The organism is Wolbachia endosymbiont (group A) of Tromatobia lineatoria (genome assembly GCF_964028565.1).
GTDB classification, from domain to species: domain Bacteria; phylum Pseudomonadota; class Alphaproteobacteria; order Rickettsiales; family Anaplasmataceae; genus Wolbachia; species Wolbachia pipientis.
This window is the reverse complement of sequence record NZ_OZ034791.1, coordinates 713,241-731,539: the sequence shown is the minus strand read 5'-3', so window position 1 is coordinate 731,539 and position 18,299 is coordinate 713,241. Positions and strand designations below refer to the sequence as shown.

17 protein-coding genes and 1 pseudogene are annotated in these 18,299 nt (G+C 34.9%); 10 read left to right on the top strand and 8 right to left on the bottom strand.

Translation table 11 applies throughout. The features are described from left to right. Positions 1 to 161 precede the first annotated feature (161 nt). Positions 162 to 2,831: a tetratricopeptide repeat protein gene (locus ABWU48_RS03745; protein WP_353288259.1), complete on the top strand. Its 2,670-nt coding sequence runs from the start codon at positions 162 to 164 to the stop codon at positions 2,829 to 2,831. After that, a complete protein-coding gene (locus ABWU48_RS03740; protein ID WP_353288258.1) occupies positions 2,819 to 4,291 on the top strand; it encodes a tetratricopeptide repeat protein in 1,473 nt (490 codons plus the stop codon). Before ABWU48_RS03745 ends, ABWU48_RS03740 begins: the two co-directional genes overlap by 13 nt. 38 nt (positions 4,292 to 4,329) lie before the next feature. Here ABWU48_RS03740 and odhB read toward each other — a convergent pair whose 3' ends face one another. Then, positions 4,330 to 5,502, bottom strand: a complete 1,173-nt coding sequence (odhB, locus tag ABWU48_RS03735; protein ID WP_010962667.1) for a 2-oxoglutarate dehydrogenase complex dihydrolipoyllysine-residue succinyltransferase — start codon at positions 5,500 to 5,502, stop codon at positions 4,330 to 4,332. An 879-nt stretch (positions 5,503 to 6,381) separates the two neighbouring features. Between odhB and hemC the strand changes: the two genes are divergently transcribed. Next, positions 6,382 to 7,260, top strand: coding sequence for a hydroxymethylbilane synthase (gene hemC, locus ABWU48_RS03730; protein WP_010962666.1), 879 nt, complete (start codon positions 6,382 to 6,384; stop codon positions 7,258 to 7,260). Continuing rightward, entirely contained in the window at positions 7,251 to 8,138 is an 888-nt protein-coding gene (gene murB / locus ABWU48_RS03725) for a UDP-N-acetylmuramate dehydrogenase (protein ID WP_209472776.1), read from the top strand. The genes hemC and murB overlap by 10 nt, the downstream gene beginning before the upstream one ends. A gap of 174 nt (positions 8,139 to 8,312) precedes the next feature. Here the strand turns inward: murB and ABWU48_RS03720 are convergent. Then, positions 8,313 to 9,145: pseudogene (locus ABWU48_RS03720) on the bottom strand (IS5 family transposase). A 302-nt stretch (positions 9,146 to 9,447) separates the two neighbouring features. On the opposite strand from ABWU48_RS03720, the gene ABWU48_RS03715 reads away from it, so the two are divergent. After that, positions 9,448 to 11,046, top strand: a complete 1,599-nt coding sequence (locus ABWU48_RS03715; RefSeq protein WP_264374374.1) for a hypothetical protein — start codon at positions 9,448 to 9,450, stop codon at positions 11,044 to 11,046. Between the two features lie 10 nt (positions 11,047 to 11,056). Here the strand turns inward: ABWU48_RS03715 and ABWU48_RS03710 are convergent, their stop codons facing one another. Next, entirely contained in the window at positions 11,057 to 11,203 is a 147-nt protein-coding gene (locus tag ABWU48_RS03710) for a hypothetical protein (RefSeq protein WP_353288257.1), read from the bottom strand. 34 nt (positions 11,204 to 11,237) lie between these two features. On the opposite strand from ABWU48_RS03710, the gene ABWU48_RS03705 reads away from it, so the two are divergent. Beyond that, positions 11,238 to 12,194, top strand: coding sequence for an IS5 family transposase (locus tag ABWU48_RS03705; RefSeq protein ID WP_209472359.1), 957 nt, complete (start codon positions 11,238 to 11,240; stop codon positions 12,192 to 12,194). A 19-nt stretch (positions 12,195 to 12,213) separates the two neighbouring features. Here the strand turns inward: ABWU48_RS03705 and ABWU48_RS03700 are convergent, their stop codons facing one another. Further along, on the bottom strand, positions 12,214 to 12,360 hold the full coding sequence (locus ABWU48_RS03700; protein WP_353288256.1) for a hypothetical protein: 147 nt from the start codon (positions 12,358 to 12,360) through the stop codon (positions 12,214 to 12,216). 33 nt (positions 12,361 to 12,393) lie between these two features. On the opposite strand from ABWU48_RS03700, the gene ABWU48_RS03695 reads away from it, so the two are divergent. Both ABWU48_RS03695 and ABWU48_RS03690 read left to right on the top strand, forming a co-directional pair. Further along, positions 12,394 to 13,335, top strand: coding sequence for an IS5 family transposase (locus ABWU48_RS03695; RefSeq protein ID WP_209472548.1), 942 nt, complete (start codon positions 12,394 to 12,396; stop codon positions 13,333 to 13,335). Positions 13,336 to 13,647: 312 nt separating this feature from the next. Beyond that, positions 13,648 to 14,151 (top strand): protein-disulfide reductase DsbD domain-containing protein, encoded by a 504-nt coding sequence (locus ABWU48_RS03690; protein WP_015589109.1) that lies wholly within the window; start codon positions 13,648 to 13,650, stop codon positions 14,149 to 14,151. 156 nt (positions 14,152 to 14,307) lie between these two features. Here the strand turns inward: ABWU48_RS03690 and ABWU48_RS03685 are convergent, their stop codons facing one another. The 4 genes from ABWU48_RS03685 to ABWU48_RS03670 all read right to left on the bottom strand — a co-directional run bounded on the left by ABWU48_RS03685 (position 14,308) and on the right by ABWU48_RS03670 (position 16,554). Further along, entirely contained in the window at positions 14,308 to 14,961 is a 654-nt protein-coding gene (locus ABWU48_RS03685; RefSeq protein WP_138264789.1) for a transposase, read from the bottom strand. Between the two features lie 37 nt (positions 14,962 to 14,998). Further along, positions 14,999 to 15,205 (bottom strand): hypothetical protein, encoded by a 207-nt coding sequence (locus ABWU48_RS03680; RefSeq protein ID WP_182309225.1) that lies wholly within the window; start codon positions 15,203 to 15,205, stop codon positions 14,999 to 15,001. A gap of 238 nt (positions 15,206 to 15,443) precedes the next feature. Then, entirely contained in the window at positions 15,444 to 15,590 is a 147-nt protein-coding gene (locus ABWU48_RS03675) for a hypothetical protein (RefSeq protein ID WP_190321476.1), read from the bottom strand. Between the two features lie 7 nt (positions 15,591 to 15,597). Next, a complete protein-coding gene (locus ABWU48_RS03670) occupies positions 15,598 to 16,554 on the bottom strand; it encodes an IS5 family transposase (RefSeq protein WP_353288255.1) in 957 nt (318 codons plus the stop codon). Positions 16,555 to 16,594: 40 nt separating this feature from the next. On the opposite strand from ABWU48_RS03670, the gene ABWU48_RS03665 reads away from it, so the two are divergent. Continuing rightward, on the top strand, positions 16,595 to 16,729 hold the full coding sequence (locus tag ABWU48_RS03665; protein ID WP_256437683.1) for a hypothetical protein: 135 nt from the start codon (positions 16,595 to 16,597) through the stop codon (positions 16,727 to 16,729). A gap of 200 nt (positions 16,730 to 16,929) precedes the next feature. After that, positions 16,930 to 18,273: an alanine:cation symporter family protein gene (locus ABWU48_RS03660; protein ID WP_038198671.1), complete on the top strand. Its 1,344-nt coding sequence runs from the start codon at positions 16,930 to 16,932 to the stop codon at positions 18,271 to 18,273. Positions 18,274 to 18,299: the final 26 nt, after the last annotated feature.

Genomic DNA, 18,299 nt, shown 5'->3' with positions numbered 1-18,299 from the left:
ATGACATATTAGATTCGGGGAATCTTTATGCTTAAGACAGCAAACAAAATTGACCCTGTTCGGCACTGTTATTACAATGTTAAAGAATCTGTTGCATTATCTTAGGCACTTGGTGACTTTCATTTTTTATAGAAAGAAGTTATTCGTAGGTTTAGTAGGGTATGAATGTAGAAAACAAACAGTCTGAAGTACTTAGTAATCGTACATTTAAGAAGAGAGATGGCACATCAACAGGTGATCATGGTCGCAAGTATGAAGTAAAATTATTAATGCTGTATCTACTTCATGGGTTAAGTAGTAAAATTGACTTTTGGTTAGCATCAAACATAGAAGGTTTTGGAGCCTTTGATGATATTTTTTTTGAGTATAAAGATCAGAAGAACAAATCGAGAATTATCTTGGTTCAAGCTAAGTACTGCAATACACATCGCTCTTCGAAGAATATTACTTTTGAAGATTTGTTTATTGATGGAAATGATAGAAAGCAACAGAAAGAAGATTTCGGGTTAAACAAATATTTTGAATCTCATCCTGAGATTAAGCAAAACCCTGAGTGTAAGAACAGTGATATTACGCTTGTCATTCATACTAATGTCAATGTGAACCTAAAAAAAGGTACAGAGAAACAAGGAAGCGTAGAAACATTAGAGAAGTATCTGGAAGAGTCAAAGTTAACAAATGATAACACTTTAAATATTTATGAAGGTCAAAAAGGAACGTGCTACAAAATAAAAAATCATACTGAACTGAAAAAATACTTCAGTTGTGGTAGTGACGATGAAATAGAAGATTTTTTACTTAGAATAAGGTTTGTAGTTGATCAACCTAATCATTCAAAATTAGATGATATTATTAAGAAAGAAATAGGGAATATATACAAAATATCAGGGGAAGAAGATATTGATACAGTTTTTGTCCGTGTATATGACAAGGTAGGGAAATGGTGGGCACAACAGGGTAGCAAAGTTTCTTATCTAACAAGAAAAGACGATTATTTTAGGGAAGTTATAGAACATCTTTATAGTCTCAAACCTAGAGAAGATCTATTTGAACGGTGGAACATTCCACCTAAAATAGCTAGTGGAAATTTCATTGAACGAGAATATCTCAATGAAGAAATAGTAAATCATCTAAAGACAAAAAATGAGCCAGTTATATTAACTGCTTTGTACGGGTTAGGTGGAGTAGGTAAAACACAGTCAGTGCTAGATTTTATTCAAAAACATGGGAAAGAATACAAGGCAATATGTTGGTTTAATGCAAAAGATGAAGATCAACTACTCAGTGAATATGTTAATTTAGGAAGAAAATTAAATATTATTCACGATGAAGACAACATTTCTATTGCACAGCGAGCTTATTATGTGAAAAACTGGCTAGAAGATTCTAAACGTGAAGGCTGGTTGTTGATTTATGATAATGTATCAAATTATGAAGTCATTTCTAAGCTCAGACCTACAAAAGGCGGCAAAATAATAGTTACGTCTCGTAATACTGAATGGCCACAAGGGAGTATAGGTGTAGACGTTTTTACTCCCCCAGAATCAGAATTATATGTTAAGAAAATTCTAGGCCAGGTTTCAGAAAGCGATAGGCCAAATATAGGTATATTGGCAGAAAAGTTAGGTAGATTACCTTTGGCATTAGCTCAGGCTTGCGCTTACATCAAAGAAAACAAAATGACTATCTCACGTTACTTAGAAATTTATGCAGAAAGGAAGCTTTATTTATTATCTCATAAAACACTACCTAAGGATTCTAACCATGAGCCTGTGTTTATTACTTGGGATATTACAATGGACGCAATTCGTAATGAGTCTAAACTAGCAAGCAAGTTGTTAGTAGCTTGTGCATATTTAGACAATGATATTCCTAAAGATTTGTTAAGAATATTTCCTGAGATTGTAGAGAACAATTCTGAAGAAAAACCTTTTGAAGAAGTATTAGGTATATTATTGAGATATTCGATGCTAGTGTCCAATGAGCAGAGTAGTAGTGTTTCTATTCACTGTTTAGTACAAGATGTAATTAGGCTAAAGTCAAAGGAAAGTGGAAAAATTAAAAAAGATATAAAAACCGTTTTTCAATTATTAAAAGAAAGCTTCCCTGACGACAGTGACAAATTAGAAGATTATGCTAAGAAACGACAGTTGTTACCACATTCAGAAACGTTCTTATCACATATAGATGATTGGCTAGGAAAAAATCCTTTAGAAAAGCAAACAATAGAGAAGGATTATCTTGTGGATTTGTTAATACGAATGAGTGATGGATATTATTACTTGGGTAATCCTAGAAGACAAAAGGAGTCGCTTGAACGGGTTTTACCTATCTTTAGAAAACATTATGGATCTGATCATTTTATAGTCGCCACGGCACTGACAAACCTCGGTATCGCTTGCGGGGATTTAGGTGATCACAAGAAAAAAAAGACGTTGCTTGAACGGGCTTTACCTATTTCTGAGAAACATTATGGCCCTGACCATTTCGAAGTTGCTGCCATACTGACAAACCTAAGTAGTTCCTACGGGACTTTAGGCAATCATGATAAACAAAAGGAGCTTCTTGAACGGACTTTAACAATTAAAGAGAAACATTATGGCCCTGACCATTTCGAAGTTGCTAGGACACTGGCAAACCTTGGTAACTCTTATAGGGCTTTAGGTACTCCTCAAAAAGCAAAAGAGTTGCTTGAACGGGCTTTACCCGTCCTTAAGAAACACTACAGTCCTGATCATCCTGAAGTTGCTATACCACTTGCAAATCTTGGTATTGCCTATGGTGCGTCAGGTAATCATGAAAAAAAAAGGAGTTGCTTGTGCGGGCTTTAATAATTCAAGAGAAACATTATAGCTTTGGTCATTCTGGAGTTGTTAAAACACTGATAAATCTAGGTAATGCTTATGGAGATTTAGGTGATCACAAGAAAAAAAAGGAGTTGCTTGAACGGGCTTTACCTATTTCTGAGAAACATTATGGCCCCGATCATTTCACAATTGCTATAGCACTAACAAACCTCGGTATCGCTTATGGGGATTTGGGTGATCATAAGAAACAAAAGGAATTGCTTGAACGGGCTTTAGCAATTAATGAAAAACGTTATGGCCCTGACCATTTCGAAGTTACTGCCATACTAACAAATCTCGGCACCGCTCATTATGCTTTAGGTGATCCTCAGAAAGCAAAAGAGTTGTTTGAACGGGCTTTAGTTATCTTTAAGAAACATTACGATTCTGACCATTTTGAAATTGTTAAACCACTGGCAAACCTGGGTATCGTTTATGGTACTTTAGGTGATCCTCAAAAGGCAAAAGAGTTGCTTGAACGAGCTTTAGTAATTCAAGAGAAATATTATAAACCTAATCATTTTGAGGTTGCTAGGACACTAGTGAATCTAGGTAATGCTTACAGGAATTTAAGTGATCCTCAGAAGGCAAAAGAGTTGCTTGAACGAGCCTTAGTAATTCAAGAGAAACATTATGGCCCCAATTATTTTGAAGTTGCTATTACACTAACAAACCTTGGTGTCTTTTATGGGGATTTAGATGACTACGAGAAACAGAAGGGGTTACTTGAACGGGCTTTAGCAATTAATGAACAACATTATGGCCCCGACCATTTCGAAGTTGCTAGGACACTAGTGAATCTAGGTAACGCTTACAGGGATTTGGGTAATCCTCAGAAAGCAAAAGAGTTGCTTGAACGAGCCTTAGTAATTCAAGAGAAACATTATGGCCCCGATTATTTTGAAGTCGCTATTACTCTGACAAACCTTGGTATCTCTCATGTGGATTTAGGTGACTATAAAAAACAAAAGGAGTTACTTGAACGGGCTTTAGCAATCAAAAAGAAACATTACAGGCCTGACCATTTTGAAGTTGCTAGAACACTGGCAAACCTCGGTAATTCTTATAGGGTTTTAGGTAATCCCCAGAAGGCAAAAGAGTTGCTTGAACAGGCTCTAGCAATTCGAAAGAAACATTACGGCCTCGACCATTTTGAAGTTGTTAAATTACTGGCAACCCTCGGTATCGTTTATGGCACTTTTGGCGATCATCAGAAAGCAAAAGAGTTGTTTGAACGAGCTTTACCTATTTTTGAGAAACATTATGGCTCTGGTCATGTTCAAGTTGCCAAACTACTGGCAAATCTTGGTATTGCCTATGGCGCTTTGGGCGATCACAAGAAACAAGAGGAATTGCTTGAACAGGCCTTGCCTATTTTTGAGAAACATTATGGCCCTGATCATCCGGAAGTTGCTAAACTGCTGGCAGAACTAGATGACATTTAGGTTTTTAGCAATACTGGATTAACAACAATTCATTTGAGCTACACTTCCAAAACTAATCTATTTGGATCTTCTATATAATTTTTTATTTTAACGAGGAAAGTTACTGCTCCTTTGCCGTCAACTATTCTGTGATCGTAAGAGAGAGCAATGTACATCATAGGTCTGATTTCTACTGCATTACCAACAGCAACTGGCCTGTTTTGTATTGAATGCATTCCAAGTATTCCAGATTGCGGAGGGTTTATTATCGGAGTGGAAAGAAGTGAACCGTATACTCCACCGTTTGAGATGGTAAATGTTGCACCTTCCATTTCTGATACTTGTAATTTACCCTCACGAGCTTTTTTGCCAAGAGCAACTAAAGTCAACTCAATTTCTGCAAATGACATCTGATCGGCACCCCGAATAACTGGTACAACAAGACCTTTATCGGTGCCAACAGCAACACCTACGTCATAGTAATGTTTATATATGATTTCATCGCCTGAGATTTCAGCGTTAATTTCAGCAATTTCTTTCAATGCTTGCACCGCTGCCTTTATAAAAAACGACATAAAACCAAGTTTTATTCCATATTTTTTTTCAAAGGCGTCCTTATATTTTGCTCTTAGATCCATGACATTCTTCATGTCAATTTCATTGAACGTGGTCAGTATTGCAGCAGTATTTTGCGATGCTTTCAAACGAGCGGCAATTACTTGCCTTATTTTGCTCATTTTTACTCGTTCCTCTCTTTGCTCTCCATTTACTACACTTTTTGGCAATTCATATTGTTTTATTGCAGGTTGTTCAGCTTTGTTCATATGGCCTATCACATCTGCTTTTGTTATTCTGCCTCCCATGCCAGTTCCTTTGACGCTTTCTGCACTGATTGCATTTTCTTCCATAATTTTACGAGCTGATGGAGCATCTTTTTTAGCAGCACTTTCGCTTTTATCTTCTTTTCTCGCTTCCTCTTTTACTTCTCCCATGGAAAGCTTCGCTAACAATTGATCAGGACTTATTACATCATCTTCTTTTATAAGAAATTCAGTTATTTGCCCTGAAGCTTCTGCAGTTAATTCGAGTGCTGTTTTGTCAGTTTCAATTTCAAAGATCAAGTCATCTACTTTTACTGCTTCTCCAATACCCTTCTTTATTTTTACTATACCTTCTGTAACTGATTCACCACCAAGAGTTTTTGGTGCTCTGATTTCTATAATTTTGCTCATAAAACAACTTCCGTATAAAACTTTCTATAGATTTATACATGAAAAGAGACATGTAATAAACTAATAAATTCATTGAGGCTCTTATCATTTAGAAGTGACAAACGGATAACATATTCCCAAATGTCATTCCAGCACGTGACGCTAGGCCATAAAAATTCCTTGACAAGCTTTGCCATCCCCCCTATCATGAAACTGAAGCTATTTATTTATCTTCGCAATCTGTGCAGGTTAATGACAAAAAACTTAGGGTATTTGGCGTCTCATGTTTAATTTTTCGCACTACGTGCATCGCATGTCTTTAAAAATTTTTAGGTTTTTACCTATATAAGCCGAAACGCGCTTACAAAGCGTTTAAGACAGCAAAAAACGTCAAATTGACAAGGGAGAATTTGAATGCTAGCTACTACGGGGTTTCTTTGCCTTTTTTCCTGCTTAGTAAATTTCTTAAACACTTGCGATGTAGGTTAGTTGCAAGTTAAAAGCAGCTAAATCGCTCTTAATCAAGCGTTTTAGAATAAAAAAAACGCCGATATTTTAGTACATAGTAAATAGCCAACCACCACGGGGCTTCTTTTGCCTTTTTTTTCGCTTGGTAAATTTTTTAATATTTATAGCTAAACGACAACCGTCATCCCGCTGCTTGTTAGCGGGATGACGGTATGACGGTTCGCGGTGGTATGACGATAAGGTTTATACCTTGTCATGCAAGTACTAGAATCCAGTAAGCTTATTTATTCATATAAAAGGTTATTATTTTGTAAAGTCAAAGTTGCTTTTGGTTTTAAGTTAAAGTACAATAAATGCAAAGGTTTATATAATGAATTAAACTGGATCCAAGTAGTCAGCTACTTGAATGACATCAGACAAACAATCGTACACATGCTAGTCAAAATAGGTACCAGAGGAAGCAAGCTTGCAGTTGCCCAGGCTTTGGAAGCAAAACAAAAGTTGCTGGATTCTTTTCCTAACTTATCTATTGAAATTGTTAAAATAAAAACTTCTGGAGATAAGTATGCAAACGCAAATCTTGCTGAAATAGGAGGCAAAGGATTATTCATTAAAGAAATTGAGACTGAATTGCTCGAAAATAATATAGACATGGCAGTTCATTCGCTAAAAGATATGCCTGCGTTTTTCTCAGGGGGTTTAACAATTCCTTGTGTTTTAGAAAGGCTAAGTTCATGCGATGCGTTTATTTCTCATAAACACAATAGCCTTGAGTCTTTGCCACAGCAGGCTACTATTGCCACTTCTTCAATAAGAAGAAAAGTTCAGTTGTTAAATGTTAGACCAGATTTAAATATAGTACCGCTACGTGGAAATGTAACAACCAGATTGCAAAATCAAAGTTTTGATGGAATAATTCTAGCTGAAGCAGGACTCATAAGATTAGAAAAACATCACTTGATTACAGAGGTATTGCCACCAAAAGTTATGTTAAGTGCAGTGGGGCAGGGGGCGGTTTGTATTCAATGTAGAAGGAATGATGTAAAAATTATCGATCTTTTAGAGAAAATTAATAATAATATGTCTTTTATAGGAGTGAAATCAGAGCGCAGTTTTATGAAGACAGTGAATGGTTCATGTTTTACACCACTTGCAGCTTTGGCTGAATATGTGAGCGAAAATATGCTACACCTTCGTTGTATGTTAGCAAGTGGAAAAAATATATACTTCACTGAGCGCACTTCATTTATAGAAGATGCGGAGAAAATGGGTATGGATGCAGGATTAGAGTTGAAATCAAAATGCTTATAAGCTTACCTAAAGTACGTGGAATCTATCGTTATGATGTCTTAATGTCTAAAGCGACGTGGTTAAATGTTGGTGGACGAGCTGATGTATTATTTAAACCATGTGATATTGAAGATTTAACATACTTGATTAAAAATACTGAACTGCCAGTTAGCGTTATTGGTGCAACATCCAACATAATAGTGCGAGATAGTGGCATTCGAGGAATAACAGTAAAATTAGGTAAGGAGTTTGCATATATTAAAAGTAAGGGTAACAACTCTATTGTAGCTGGGGGAGCTGTGCTGCTCAGCAACCTTGCTCACTTTGCGGGAAATCAGCAGATTAGTGGGTTGGAGTTTCTAGTTGGAATTCCAGGAACAGTTGGTGGCGGAATAGAAATGAATGCAGGTGCATATGGTAGTGATATCGCAAGTGTTGTACAATCCATAAAAGCAGTGAATCTAGAGGATGGAAACCTATATGAGTTCTCCAACGAAGAAATGGGGTATTTTTACCGTGGACATAGCCTAAAAGGAAATTGGATTTTTGTTGAAGCTGAGTTTAAAGGAGTAAACTCAGAGTATGAGCTTATACTGCAAAGGTTAAAGGAAGTTATTGAGAGGAAAAATAAAAGCCAGCCAATAAGAGGAAAAACTGCTGGGTGCATATTCAAAAATCCAAAAAACTACCGAGCATGGGAGTTAATTGATAAATCTGGCTGCCTAGGGTTAAATATTGGTGGAGCTAGAATCTCTAAGAAACATTGTAACTTCTTGCTCAATTACGATAATGCAACTGCATCTGACTTGGAAAACCTTGGCAACAAAGTAAAAGATGCAGTAAAGGATAAATTTAATGTTGAACTTGAGTGGGAAATAAGGGTTTTGGGTAGCTATTAGATAGTTTTTATAGCTTATGTATATTCGTTCAGGAGAACAGCAAATAAGGTAAACAAGTAATCTAAAAAAATAATCATAGAGAAACCGTGAGGTAATGTGGTTAATCTTGTAGAACTTTGCAAGAATCTAGAGAGAAAAATAGCAAAGTTAGAGGTTGTCCGGAAACTAGTAAATTCAAGCATATTCCCTCTTTAACATAACCCTACTCATAGCTAGGTATATGAAATTCTCAGTGGATGTTGTGAGTAAATCATACTCCTTCGATAGCCTTCTATTCCTATTAACCCAAGCAAAAGTCCTTTCTACAACCCATCTTCTTGGCTGTACTTTAAACCCTTGTTCTCTTGTTGGTAGTAGCTCAGGTGGCGTATCTTTGTGCACCCAAAATCTACATGGAGGCCTTTTAACAATTTCAATATCTATGTCATATTCTTCCTTTATGTGATTCTTTAAATTTCTTCCTTGGTATCCCATGTCAGCCCACATTTTTTTAACTTTAGTATATTTTGTTCTCATATTGTTTAATGCTATTTTAATACCATCTCTATCATTTTCGTTAGCAGCGCCTACGTAACAACCTAGTATAAAACCCTGAGTGTCTGTAATTATATGCCTTTTTCTACCCTTTACTTTTTTACTTCCATCATAGCCTTTGATCCCCCCTTTTCTGTAGTCTTTACAGATTGACTATCTACTATACAGGCACTCGGCTGCTCATTCCTTCCTATTTTTCTTCTACTATATTTTGTAATTTCATAATTCATTTTCTCAAAAATTCCCTGCTTCTTCCATTGCCTGAACTGCTCATACACAGTCTTCCATAGCGGAAAATCATTTGGTAAATACCGCCATTGACACCCTGTACGCAATACATAGAAAATTGCTTCTAATATTTCTTTTTTGCTATACTTTGGCGGCCTTCCTCCTTTCTTGTATGATACTCTGAAGTGTTTTTCTATTCTTGCCCATTCCCTTTCGCTTAGATCTGTTGGATACTTTTTTCTCATCTTTACCCCGTACTAAAATTTCAGATATTATAGCCTTTTACTTGTTTCCGGACAACCTCTAGTAGCGGAATGACGAATTTTTGTTTTTCAAATTGTCAGTAAATCTAAGTCAGTTTAGCTATATAAAACATAGTATAAAAAGAGCTATTTTAGCAAAATTTTAAACAAATAAAGTTAATTACTTCACAATTGATACCTTACGAGAAAAGCACATTTGATACAGATTTAAAATACAAGTTAACGAATTATTATGATTTTTACCAAGATAATAATATAGTAAGGTTTGGTAGTGAGGTATCAAAATGGAAAAATACACCAACGCATGGTTTAATAAGAAAGATAATCATGATTGTGCAAATGATGGCACTTGCGGGCAATCTATAAAGGATTTTAGGATTGGTAATTCTGATATTTCTTTTTTTGATAGTAACAAAAACTTAATTGCCAAAGTACCTAAACTACCAAAGTATTCTAGGGATAAATATGGGCATCAATTGTATAAGGAAGCTGAGTCAAAGCAGTTCAATTATTTTTCCACAAATATACATGATGTTTTGTCTAACAGCTTTACCGTTAAATACGGGTATATAAATTGTACTATAAAATACGACAACTTATCTGAGCAGGAACAAAACCAAATAGAAACAGACATTAAAACTGCCTATGAAGCATTTAAAGAAAAGTTTTGCTTGAAAAATAGTAATGCAAGTTACAATATAACGGTTCACATTTTTAATAATAGAAGCGATTATACAAAGTATAACAATCTTCTCGGCTTAGATGAAGATGGTGGTCCAGGATATATTACACGAGGAGTAACAGATTGTCAGAATATTCTGACATATAAGCAAAGTGCCATGGATTTTGTTCTAGGTCATGAGCTAGGCCACATATTTCAATTGTGTTTTTCACCATCGGCAACAGTCCAAACTTTGAGTATTCTGGATACTGAACTCATAGCAAATGTTGTTGGACGAGAAGTAGAAGAAAAAAATTATAAAGCTATTTGCAAGCAGATGGGTGTAGATGAATATAAATACGATGGATGGAGTTTTATTTTTAAATACATAGGTACAACTGGTAGTGTATACCGCCTAAACCTTTCAGAAGAAGAGAAATTTCAAATTATACAACGTGTCAAGAGTTCTGGACTAGATGAATATGAAGACCATGGATGGATGTTTAAATTTAAATATAAAGATACAACTGGTAGTATATACCTCAAGGACCTTTCAGAAGCAGAGAAATTTCAAATTATACAACGTGTCAAGAATTCTGGACTAGATGAATATGAAGATCGTGAATCAATGTTTAGTTTTAAATACAAAGGCACCACTTATAGAGCAGAACACAGAGATTATCTTTCAGCAGAAGAAGAAAAACTTCAATTTATCAAAGACATTAAGAACTCTCATGAATCGCTCGTTAGTGAATGTGATGGATTGGGGAATGAGAATACAACTTTAGTGATTTACGTTGATGAAAATAAGGAGATAAGTCAAATGTATTTTCATAATCTAGACAAGAATATATTCAAATGGTTAGATAAGACACTTATAAGCAGAAGTAAACCTGAAGAAGATGTGGATGACACAGCAGGAAAAGAGCCTGAACCAGAATCAGCCGAAGAGGATACTCAGCAACCCAGTAATTTCTTATCCAATATTTTTTCAACAATTAAATCCATTATTGATTCTATCTCATCACTCTTTTCATGGTTATTTGGGTCGAAAGAGAAAGAGTCTAATCAACAATCTGATGATAATCCTTCTTTGTTTAAGCTCGATGCTAATGAGTTAGATCACGAAGTTAAGCCTGATGCCAATGAGTTAGGTCACGATGTTAGAGATCACTTATCAGACAATTATAACCATTACAACTCATCTGATGGGCTAATGTAATATAGCTAATTTACAGTATCTGTTCAGATGCATGGCTAATGTACAAATATTGAAACAAAAATTCCAGTGCCCCTGTGATGTCATTCCAGTGCTTGACACTGGAATGGCTTTGTTGCATAGCAACTGAAAAAATCTGGTGGCTACTGACAAAATTCATTATAAAATAGCCATTTAACCTTGAAAGAAAAAATATGCCACAAAAAATGAGGGTCAGTAACCATAGCGAATATAACAAATTTCTAGAAAAAAGAGGAAATATTTTTCATTATATCAACGAAGCCATAGAAAAGTGGTACGAGAATGGTCCAAAAATACCAGGTGGCAACAATATTTATAGCGATAAAGTTGTAATTTTGGTGCACATAATAACTTGTTTATTTAGAATAGGCCTGAGGCAAACAGTTGGGTTTATAGCAGGATACCTTGAGCAAATTGGGAAAAATTTGCAAGTTATCAGCTATTCACAATCATCAAGAAGGTTTAAGAAACTCAATATTAAGATCAATGATTGCAGAATTGATAAAAATAATATGGAAGATATCGAAATTGCTATAGACAGTACAGGAATTAGTATATACAACAACACTCCTGGTCATAGCAAAGAAAATAGCGAAGATAGAAAGTATCGCAGCTATGAACAGACAAGAAAATTGCATGTAATGTTGAATACAAACAGCAAAAAAGCCATAGCTGTAAAATACAGTAACGGTGTCTACTCTGATCACTATGGAGCTTGTGATTTGCTAAAAGAAGTCGATTTTCAGTATGTCATAAAAGTACTATATGCAGATAGGGCATATGACAGAGAAAAGCTCTATAAGCTGTGTAATCAATATGGTATAAAAACGAAAATTCCTCCGAAAAACAACGCAGCAGAGCATCCAAAGTTAGACTATATGGCTGAGAGAAATTCTGCAGTCAAGCTCATAAAGTCATATGATGAAGATAGTATAAAGAAGTGGAAAAAAGAGATGAGTTATGGAAAAAGATCTTATATAGAAAGTTTTTTCTCGCGACTGAAACAAACATTCGGGTTTAGTTTTAGGAATAAATCTGAGACAAATAGAGAGAAGGAACTACTTGTTAAATGCTATTTGCTCAATAAGTTCACTGATATTGGTATGGCTAAATTTGAGATAGCTTCATAAATTTATTGTGCGTTACCTACTATCCGAAGAGCGATGCAACAAAGCCCACTGGAATCCAGCTTTTAATCGAAAATGTTGTATAGTACACAATCAAATTTTCTGGATCCCAGTGGGCTTTGTTGCATCGCTCAAGTGAAAAGAACTGGCAGTTACTGACAAAATTCATTATAAATAGCCATTTAACTGTTGAAGAAAAAATATGCCACAAAAAATGAGAGTCAGTAACTGCCATGAATATAACAAATTTCTCCAAGAAAGAGGAAGCATTTTTTGTTATATCAATGACGCCATAGAAAATTGGTACGAGAATTGTCCAAAAATGCAGGGCGGCAACTATATTTATAGTGATAAAGTTGTGATTTTGGTGCATATAATCGTCAGTTTCTTTAGAATTGGTTTAAGACAAACAGTCGGGTTTATAAAAGGGTATTTGCAACAAATAGGAAGAGATTTGGCAGTTATCAGCTATTCACAAGCATCAAGAAGGTTTGAGAAACTTAATATTAAGATAAATGATTGCAGAATTGATAAAAATAATATGGAAGATATCGAAATTGCTATAGACAGTACAGGAATTAGTATATACAACAACACTCCTGGTCACAGCAAGGAAAATAGCACTGACAGAAAATATCGTGGCTATGAGCAAACGAGAAAATTGCACGTAATGTTGAATATAAACAACAAAAAAGCCATAGCTGTAAAATACAGTAACGGTGTCTACTCTGATCACTATGGAGCTTGTGATTTGCTAAAAGAAGTTGATTTTCAGCATGCCATAAAAGCACTATATGCAGATAGAGCATGTGATAGGCACAAGTTTTATAAGTTGTGTAACGAATATGATATAAAGACAAAAATTCCACCAATAAACAATGCGGCAGAACATCCAGAAATAGATTATATGTCTGACAGGAATGCTGCTATTAGGTTAATAAAATTATACGGTGAAGATGGCATGAAAGAATGGAAAAAAGAAGTAAATTATGGGAAAAGATCTTATATTGAAGGGTTTTTCTCAAGATTAAAGCAAATATTCGGATTTAGTTTTAGGAATAAATCTGAGATAAATCGAGAAAAAGAACTAAATGCTATTTGCTTAATAAATTCACTGATATTGGTATGGCTAAATTTGAGATAGTTACATGAATTTACCATAAATCACCATCTCATAAAGTGTGATGCAACAAAGCCATCCCAGTGTCAAGCACTGGGATGACACCCTCCTTATGGGCCAAAATCACAATGTTCGTACAGTTGTGGATTCATTCGCGGTATCTCGGCATAGATTCCGCTAACAAGTAGCGGAATGACGAATTTGTCGTTTTTCAGATTGTCGTAAGTCAGTTTAGCTATAGCATAATGCTATATTAATAAATAATCTATATAATACTATTAAATATAATAATTAAAATCTAAATTACTTTCTCTATAAAAGGAGAAATTTACCTTAATGAAAATATATATATATTTAATATTATTTTTATTTTTTTCTTGCGCTCAACTATATGCTGACGAGGAAATTGCAAAATTTGATTTACTTATTGGCGAGATAAATGAAGCAAGCTTCACTCTTAAAGGTGCAATAAAGGTTACAGTAGAACCAGGCTGGCACATATATTATAAAGATCCTGGAGATTTTGGCCTTCCCACGTCTATTAGTTACAAAGGTAATGCATCAGATATAAATATTCACTGGCCTATTCCAAAGGAACATAAAGATAAAGTAGGGAGAGAGACGTTTGTAAGTAACGTATATGAGGATATGGTATTATTTCCCTTTAAGATGAATATATTTTTAAATCAAGGGTATATTGACCTTAACTTCCATATAAATTATGCGATATGTAAAGATAGGTGCATCCCTAAAAATGTTGAGATAAAAATCAGGCAACCATTAAAGGATTTTATAGATTCTGATATCAATAAACTTATAAATGAGTGGTATGAAAAATAGAGTTCTCATGGGGTAGGTGTCATTCCAGCGCGTGACACTGGAATCTCATTTACTTTTTTGTTCACTATGTGAGGAACTTGGGCCTACAAGTATATAAACATAATGGTTTCGCATAAAAAATTTAGATCCCAGATACTGTCTCTGCTGTCAAACAAATTATCCAACAAAATTACAATTAAATGGTTGATTATTTTTAAGAATACCAAAAAAGACATGCATTAATTTTCGCATTAACGCAAGAACTATGACTTTTGGACATTTGCCTTTACTTGCTAGACGCTGACAAAACTTTTGAAAATGATTATTATGGTTTTTGACTACTATAGCTGGCATATAAAGAGCTTTTCGAATACGCTCAGATCCTATTTTGCATATGCAACTTCTCTTACTTACTGACGATCCCGATTGATAATGTCCTGGATTTAGACCAGCAAAAGCTGTAAATTGTTTAGCATTGTCAAAGTTATCAACTGATGGCATTTCTGCGACAACAGCAACAGCAGTAAGATATCCTATACCTTTTATAGTCTTAAGGTTTTCCACCATATTTTTTAGATGTGGATAGTTATTTATATGCTCATTAATTTCTTTTTCGAGAACAATAATTTGCTCCTCTATTGCCAAAATTACTTTAGATATAGCTTCTTTGCAACTGGAATGCATATTTTTGTTTTCCAAGCGATTTGTCTGTTGCACCTTATCATCTTTTAGCGATTGCATGCAACGGTAAAGCTCCCTCAAATGCCTCATTTCAGGTGCAATGGGCTTCCAAAGAGCAGGTTTGTTGGCGATACAAAATCTAGCTATCATAGCTGCATCTGATTTATCTGTCTTATTTCTGAGCAGCTCACTTTTGCCAAAAGCTTTCTGGGTTTACTATACTGACATTATGTCCTAAATCGTGCATAAAAGTAGCCAAATCTTCTCCATACCAACTAGTTGCTTCAAGACATAAATGAGTAAGATTTGCTCCATGGCCATTGCACCAAACTACAAGTTTTGCAAAACCATCTTGATTATTTTGAAAGACTTTGTGTCGTTTTTTACTGTCCACTAACAAACATCAAATTTCTTTTTTGAAATATCCACACCCAAAATAGCATTTACTTGCATAAAATTGCCTCCAAGACTATAAATAAACTGAGAGTTTAGACTAACCTTGTAATACGGGATATAATTCCAAAAGATACTGTTCAGTCTTTAACTCTATGGGAGGGAAGCAAAATCTGGCTTAATGGCATTAGTGTCGCATCAGCTTCACCCTCCCTGTGAGGTATTTTAGCTCTAATGCCTCACATCATAAAGATACAAGTGTCACGCACTAACTGTACGAACATTGAGATATAAGAGTAATTTGTACCAAGAAAAAAGATGTCATCCCAGTGCCCAGACACTGGGATGGCTTTGTTGCATCGCTCTTCGGATAGTAGGTAACGCACAATAAATTTATGAAGCTATCTCAAATTTAGCCATGCCTATTTCAGTAAATTTGTTAAGCAAATAACATTTGAGTAGCAGTTCACTCTCACGATTCATTTCAGATTTGTTCCTAAAACTAAATCCAAATGTCTTTTTTAATCGCGAGAAAAAACCTTCTATATAAGATCTTTTTCCATAACTCATCTCTTTTTTCCACTTCTTTATACCATCTTCATCATATGACTTTATGAGCTTGACTGCAGAATTTCTCTCAGCCATATAGTCTAACTTTGGATGCTCTGTTGCGTTGTTTTTCGGAGGAATTTTCGTTTTTATACCATATTGATTACACAGCTTATAGAGCTTTTCTCTGTCATATGCCCTATCTGCATATAGTACTTTTATGACATACTGAAAATCGACTTCTTTTAGCAAATCACAAGCTCCATAGTGATCAGAGTAGACACCGTTACTGTATTTTACAGCTATGGCTTTTTTGCTGTTTGTATTCAACATTACATGCAATTTTCTTGTCTGTTCATAGCTGCGATACTTTCTATCTTCGCTATTTTCTTTGCTATGACCAGGAGTGTTGTTGTATATACTAATTCCTGTACTGTCTATAGCAATTTCGATATCTTCCATATTATTTTTATCAATTCTGCAATCATTGATCTTAATATTGAGTTTCTTAAACCTTCTTGATGATTGTGAATAGCTGATAACTTGCAAATTTTTCCCAATTTGCTCAAGGTATCCTGCTATAAACCCAACTGTTTGCCTCAGGCCTATTCTAAATAAACAAGTTATTATGTGCACCAAAATTACAACTTTATCGCTATAAATATTGTTGCCACCTGGTATTTTTGGACCATTCTCGTACCACTTTTCTATGGCTTCGTTGATATAATGAAAAATATTTCCTCTTTTTTCTAGAAATTTGTTATATTCGCTATGGTTACTGACCCTCATTTTTTGTGGCATATTTTTTCTTCAACAGTTAAATCGCTATTTATAATGAATTTTGTCAGTAATCACTAATTTTTCTGCTGCTATGCAACAAAGCTCACTGGGATCCAGATTGGACACTAAGTTGGTGAGTATAAAAGTAGCTAACCTTATGTTAAAACACAATATTTTTGGTGAGGGGTTGCATTAAAAGCTGGATTCCAGTGTCAAGCACTGGAATGACATCGTCTTAACATTGTACCATATTACAATGTTCGTACAGTTATGTGTCACGCTACTTGGATGACAAGAAAAGGTTTCTAGAATGACGGAAACGAAGTCATACATAGAAAATAGGTTAGGTATTTTCAATTTTTGTTGTATACTCAAATAAAAATCTCACTTTTACAGATGGATACAGTAAAGTTTGTTTTATTACTGCCAACAATATTACTCATGCTAGTTGCTGGTGTTTACCTATCGATTAAACTAAAATGGCTACAGGTATTTAGATTACCATACGCCCTTTCACTCCTTGGAGCTAAAAAAGGAGAAAATAAATTTTCTTCTATAGCCGCTCTGTTTACAATTTTAGGGGGAAATTTAGGAGTAGGAAATATTTCAGGAACTGCTGTTGCTCTAAAAACCGGAGGACCGGGCTCTATTTTATGGATGGCAATAATTATTGTTATCACTTCTGTGATAAAATATGTCACTTGTTATCTAAGTATAAAAACCAGAAAGGAAAAGAACGAACGGTTTATAGGTGGCCCTGTAGCCTACATGACTGATGCGTTTAACTCTAGGAAGGCCACAATTGTCTTTCTAGTTATCATGATGATGGTTTCAATAACAGTTGGTAACCTTGTTCAGGTAAATTCTCTATCAATACCACTTAATATGATAGATGTGCCTGTAGTTGTTGGTGGCATTGTAATGGCCATAATATTTTTTGTTGTTGCAGCTCTCAGCTTAAAAAAAATTAAAATTTTTATATCGGCTATGATACCGATAATGACGGTAAGTTACCTCACACTTTGCGGTATCATATTATTTAAATTTAGTGAAAATATTCTTCCTTCTCTAAAACTAATAACAAGCAGTTTTTTTACAACTAGTAGCTTTAACTCTGGTTTATCTCTAGGTTTGATTTTAGAAATGTTGACTATTATTCAAGTTGGAACTTTGCGAGGTATTTTTGCAACAGATATAGGGCTTGGCCTCGAAGGAATCGTACATTCTTCAATTGTTCCTAAGAAAAATAATAATAAATTTATTATTGAACAGAGCCTAATCACAATAATATCGCCTTTTATAGTTGCATTCATAGTGTTTATTACAACAATGGTACTGCTTGTCACAGATTCTTGGGTCACTGATTTAGAGAGTACTAACATGTGCATATTTGCTTTTAGAAAAGCTATGAATTGGCCCTATATTGACTATTTAATTATGGCCATAATGTTTTGTTTTGCCTTTACTACTATTTTTACTTGGTTTTTTTGCTCAAAACAGACAATACGCTATGTGTCTATGGATAATAAATACACTAAAATCTGGATTGTAATTTTTACCATGATCATTCCGCTTGGTGCGATAGGTAAAGTCCGGTTGCTATGGGATGTTGCTGATATCTCGATTGCTGCTTTGTTGTTTATCAACATACTCGCTATACTCAAGCTAACCTCTCAAGATCCAGAAGTGTTTACTATGAGTAGCAGATATTTGAAGTTGCAAAAACAGAGCTATAGCTAAAGCAATTTAGGCTATGCAGCTGTTGT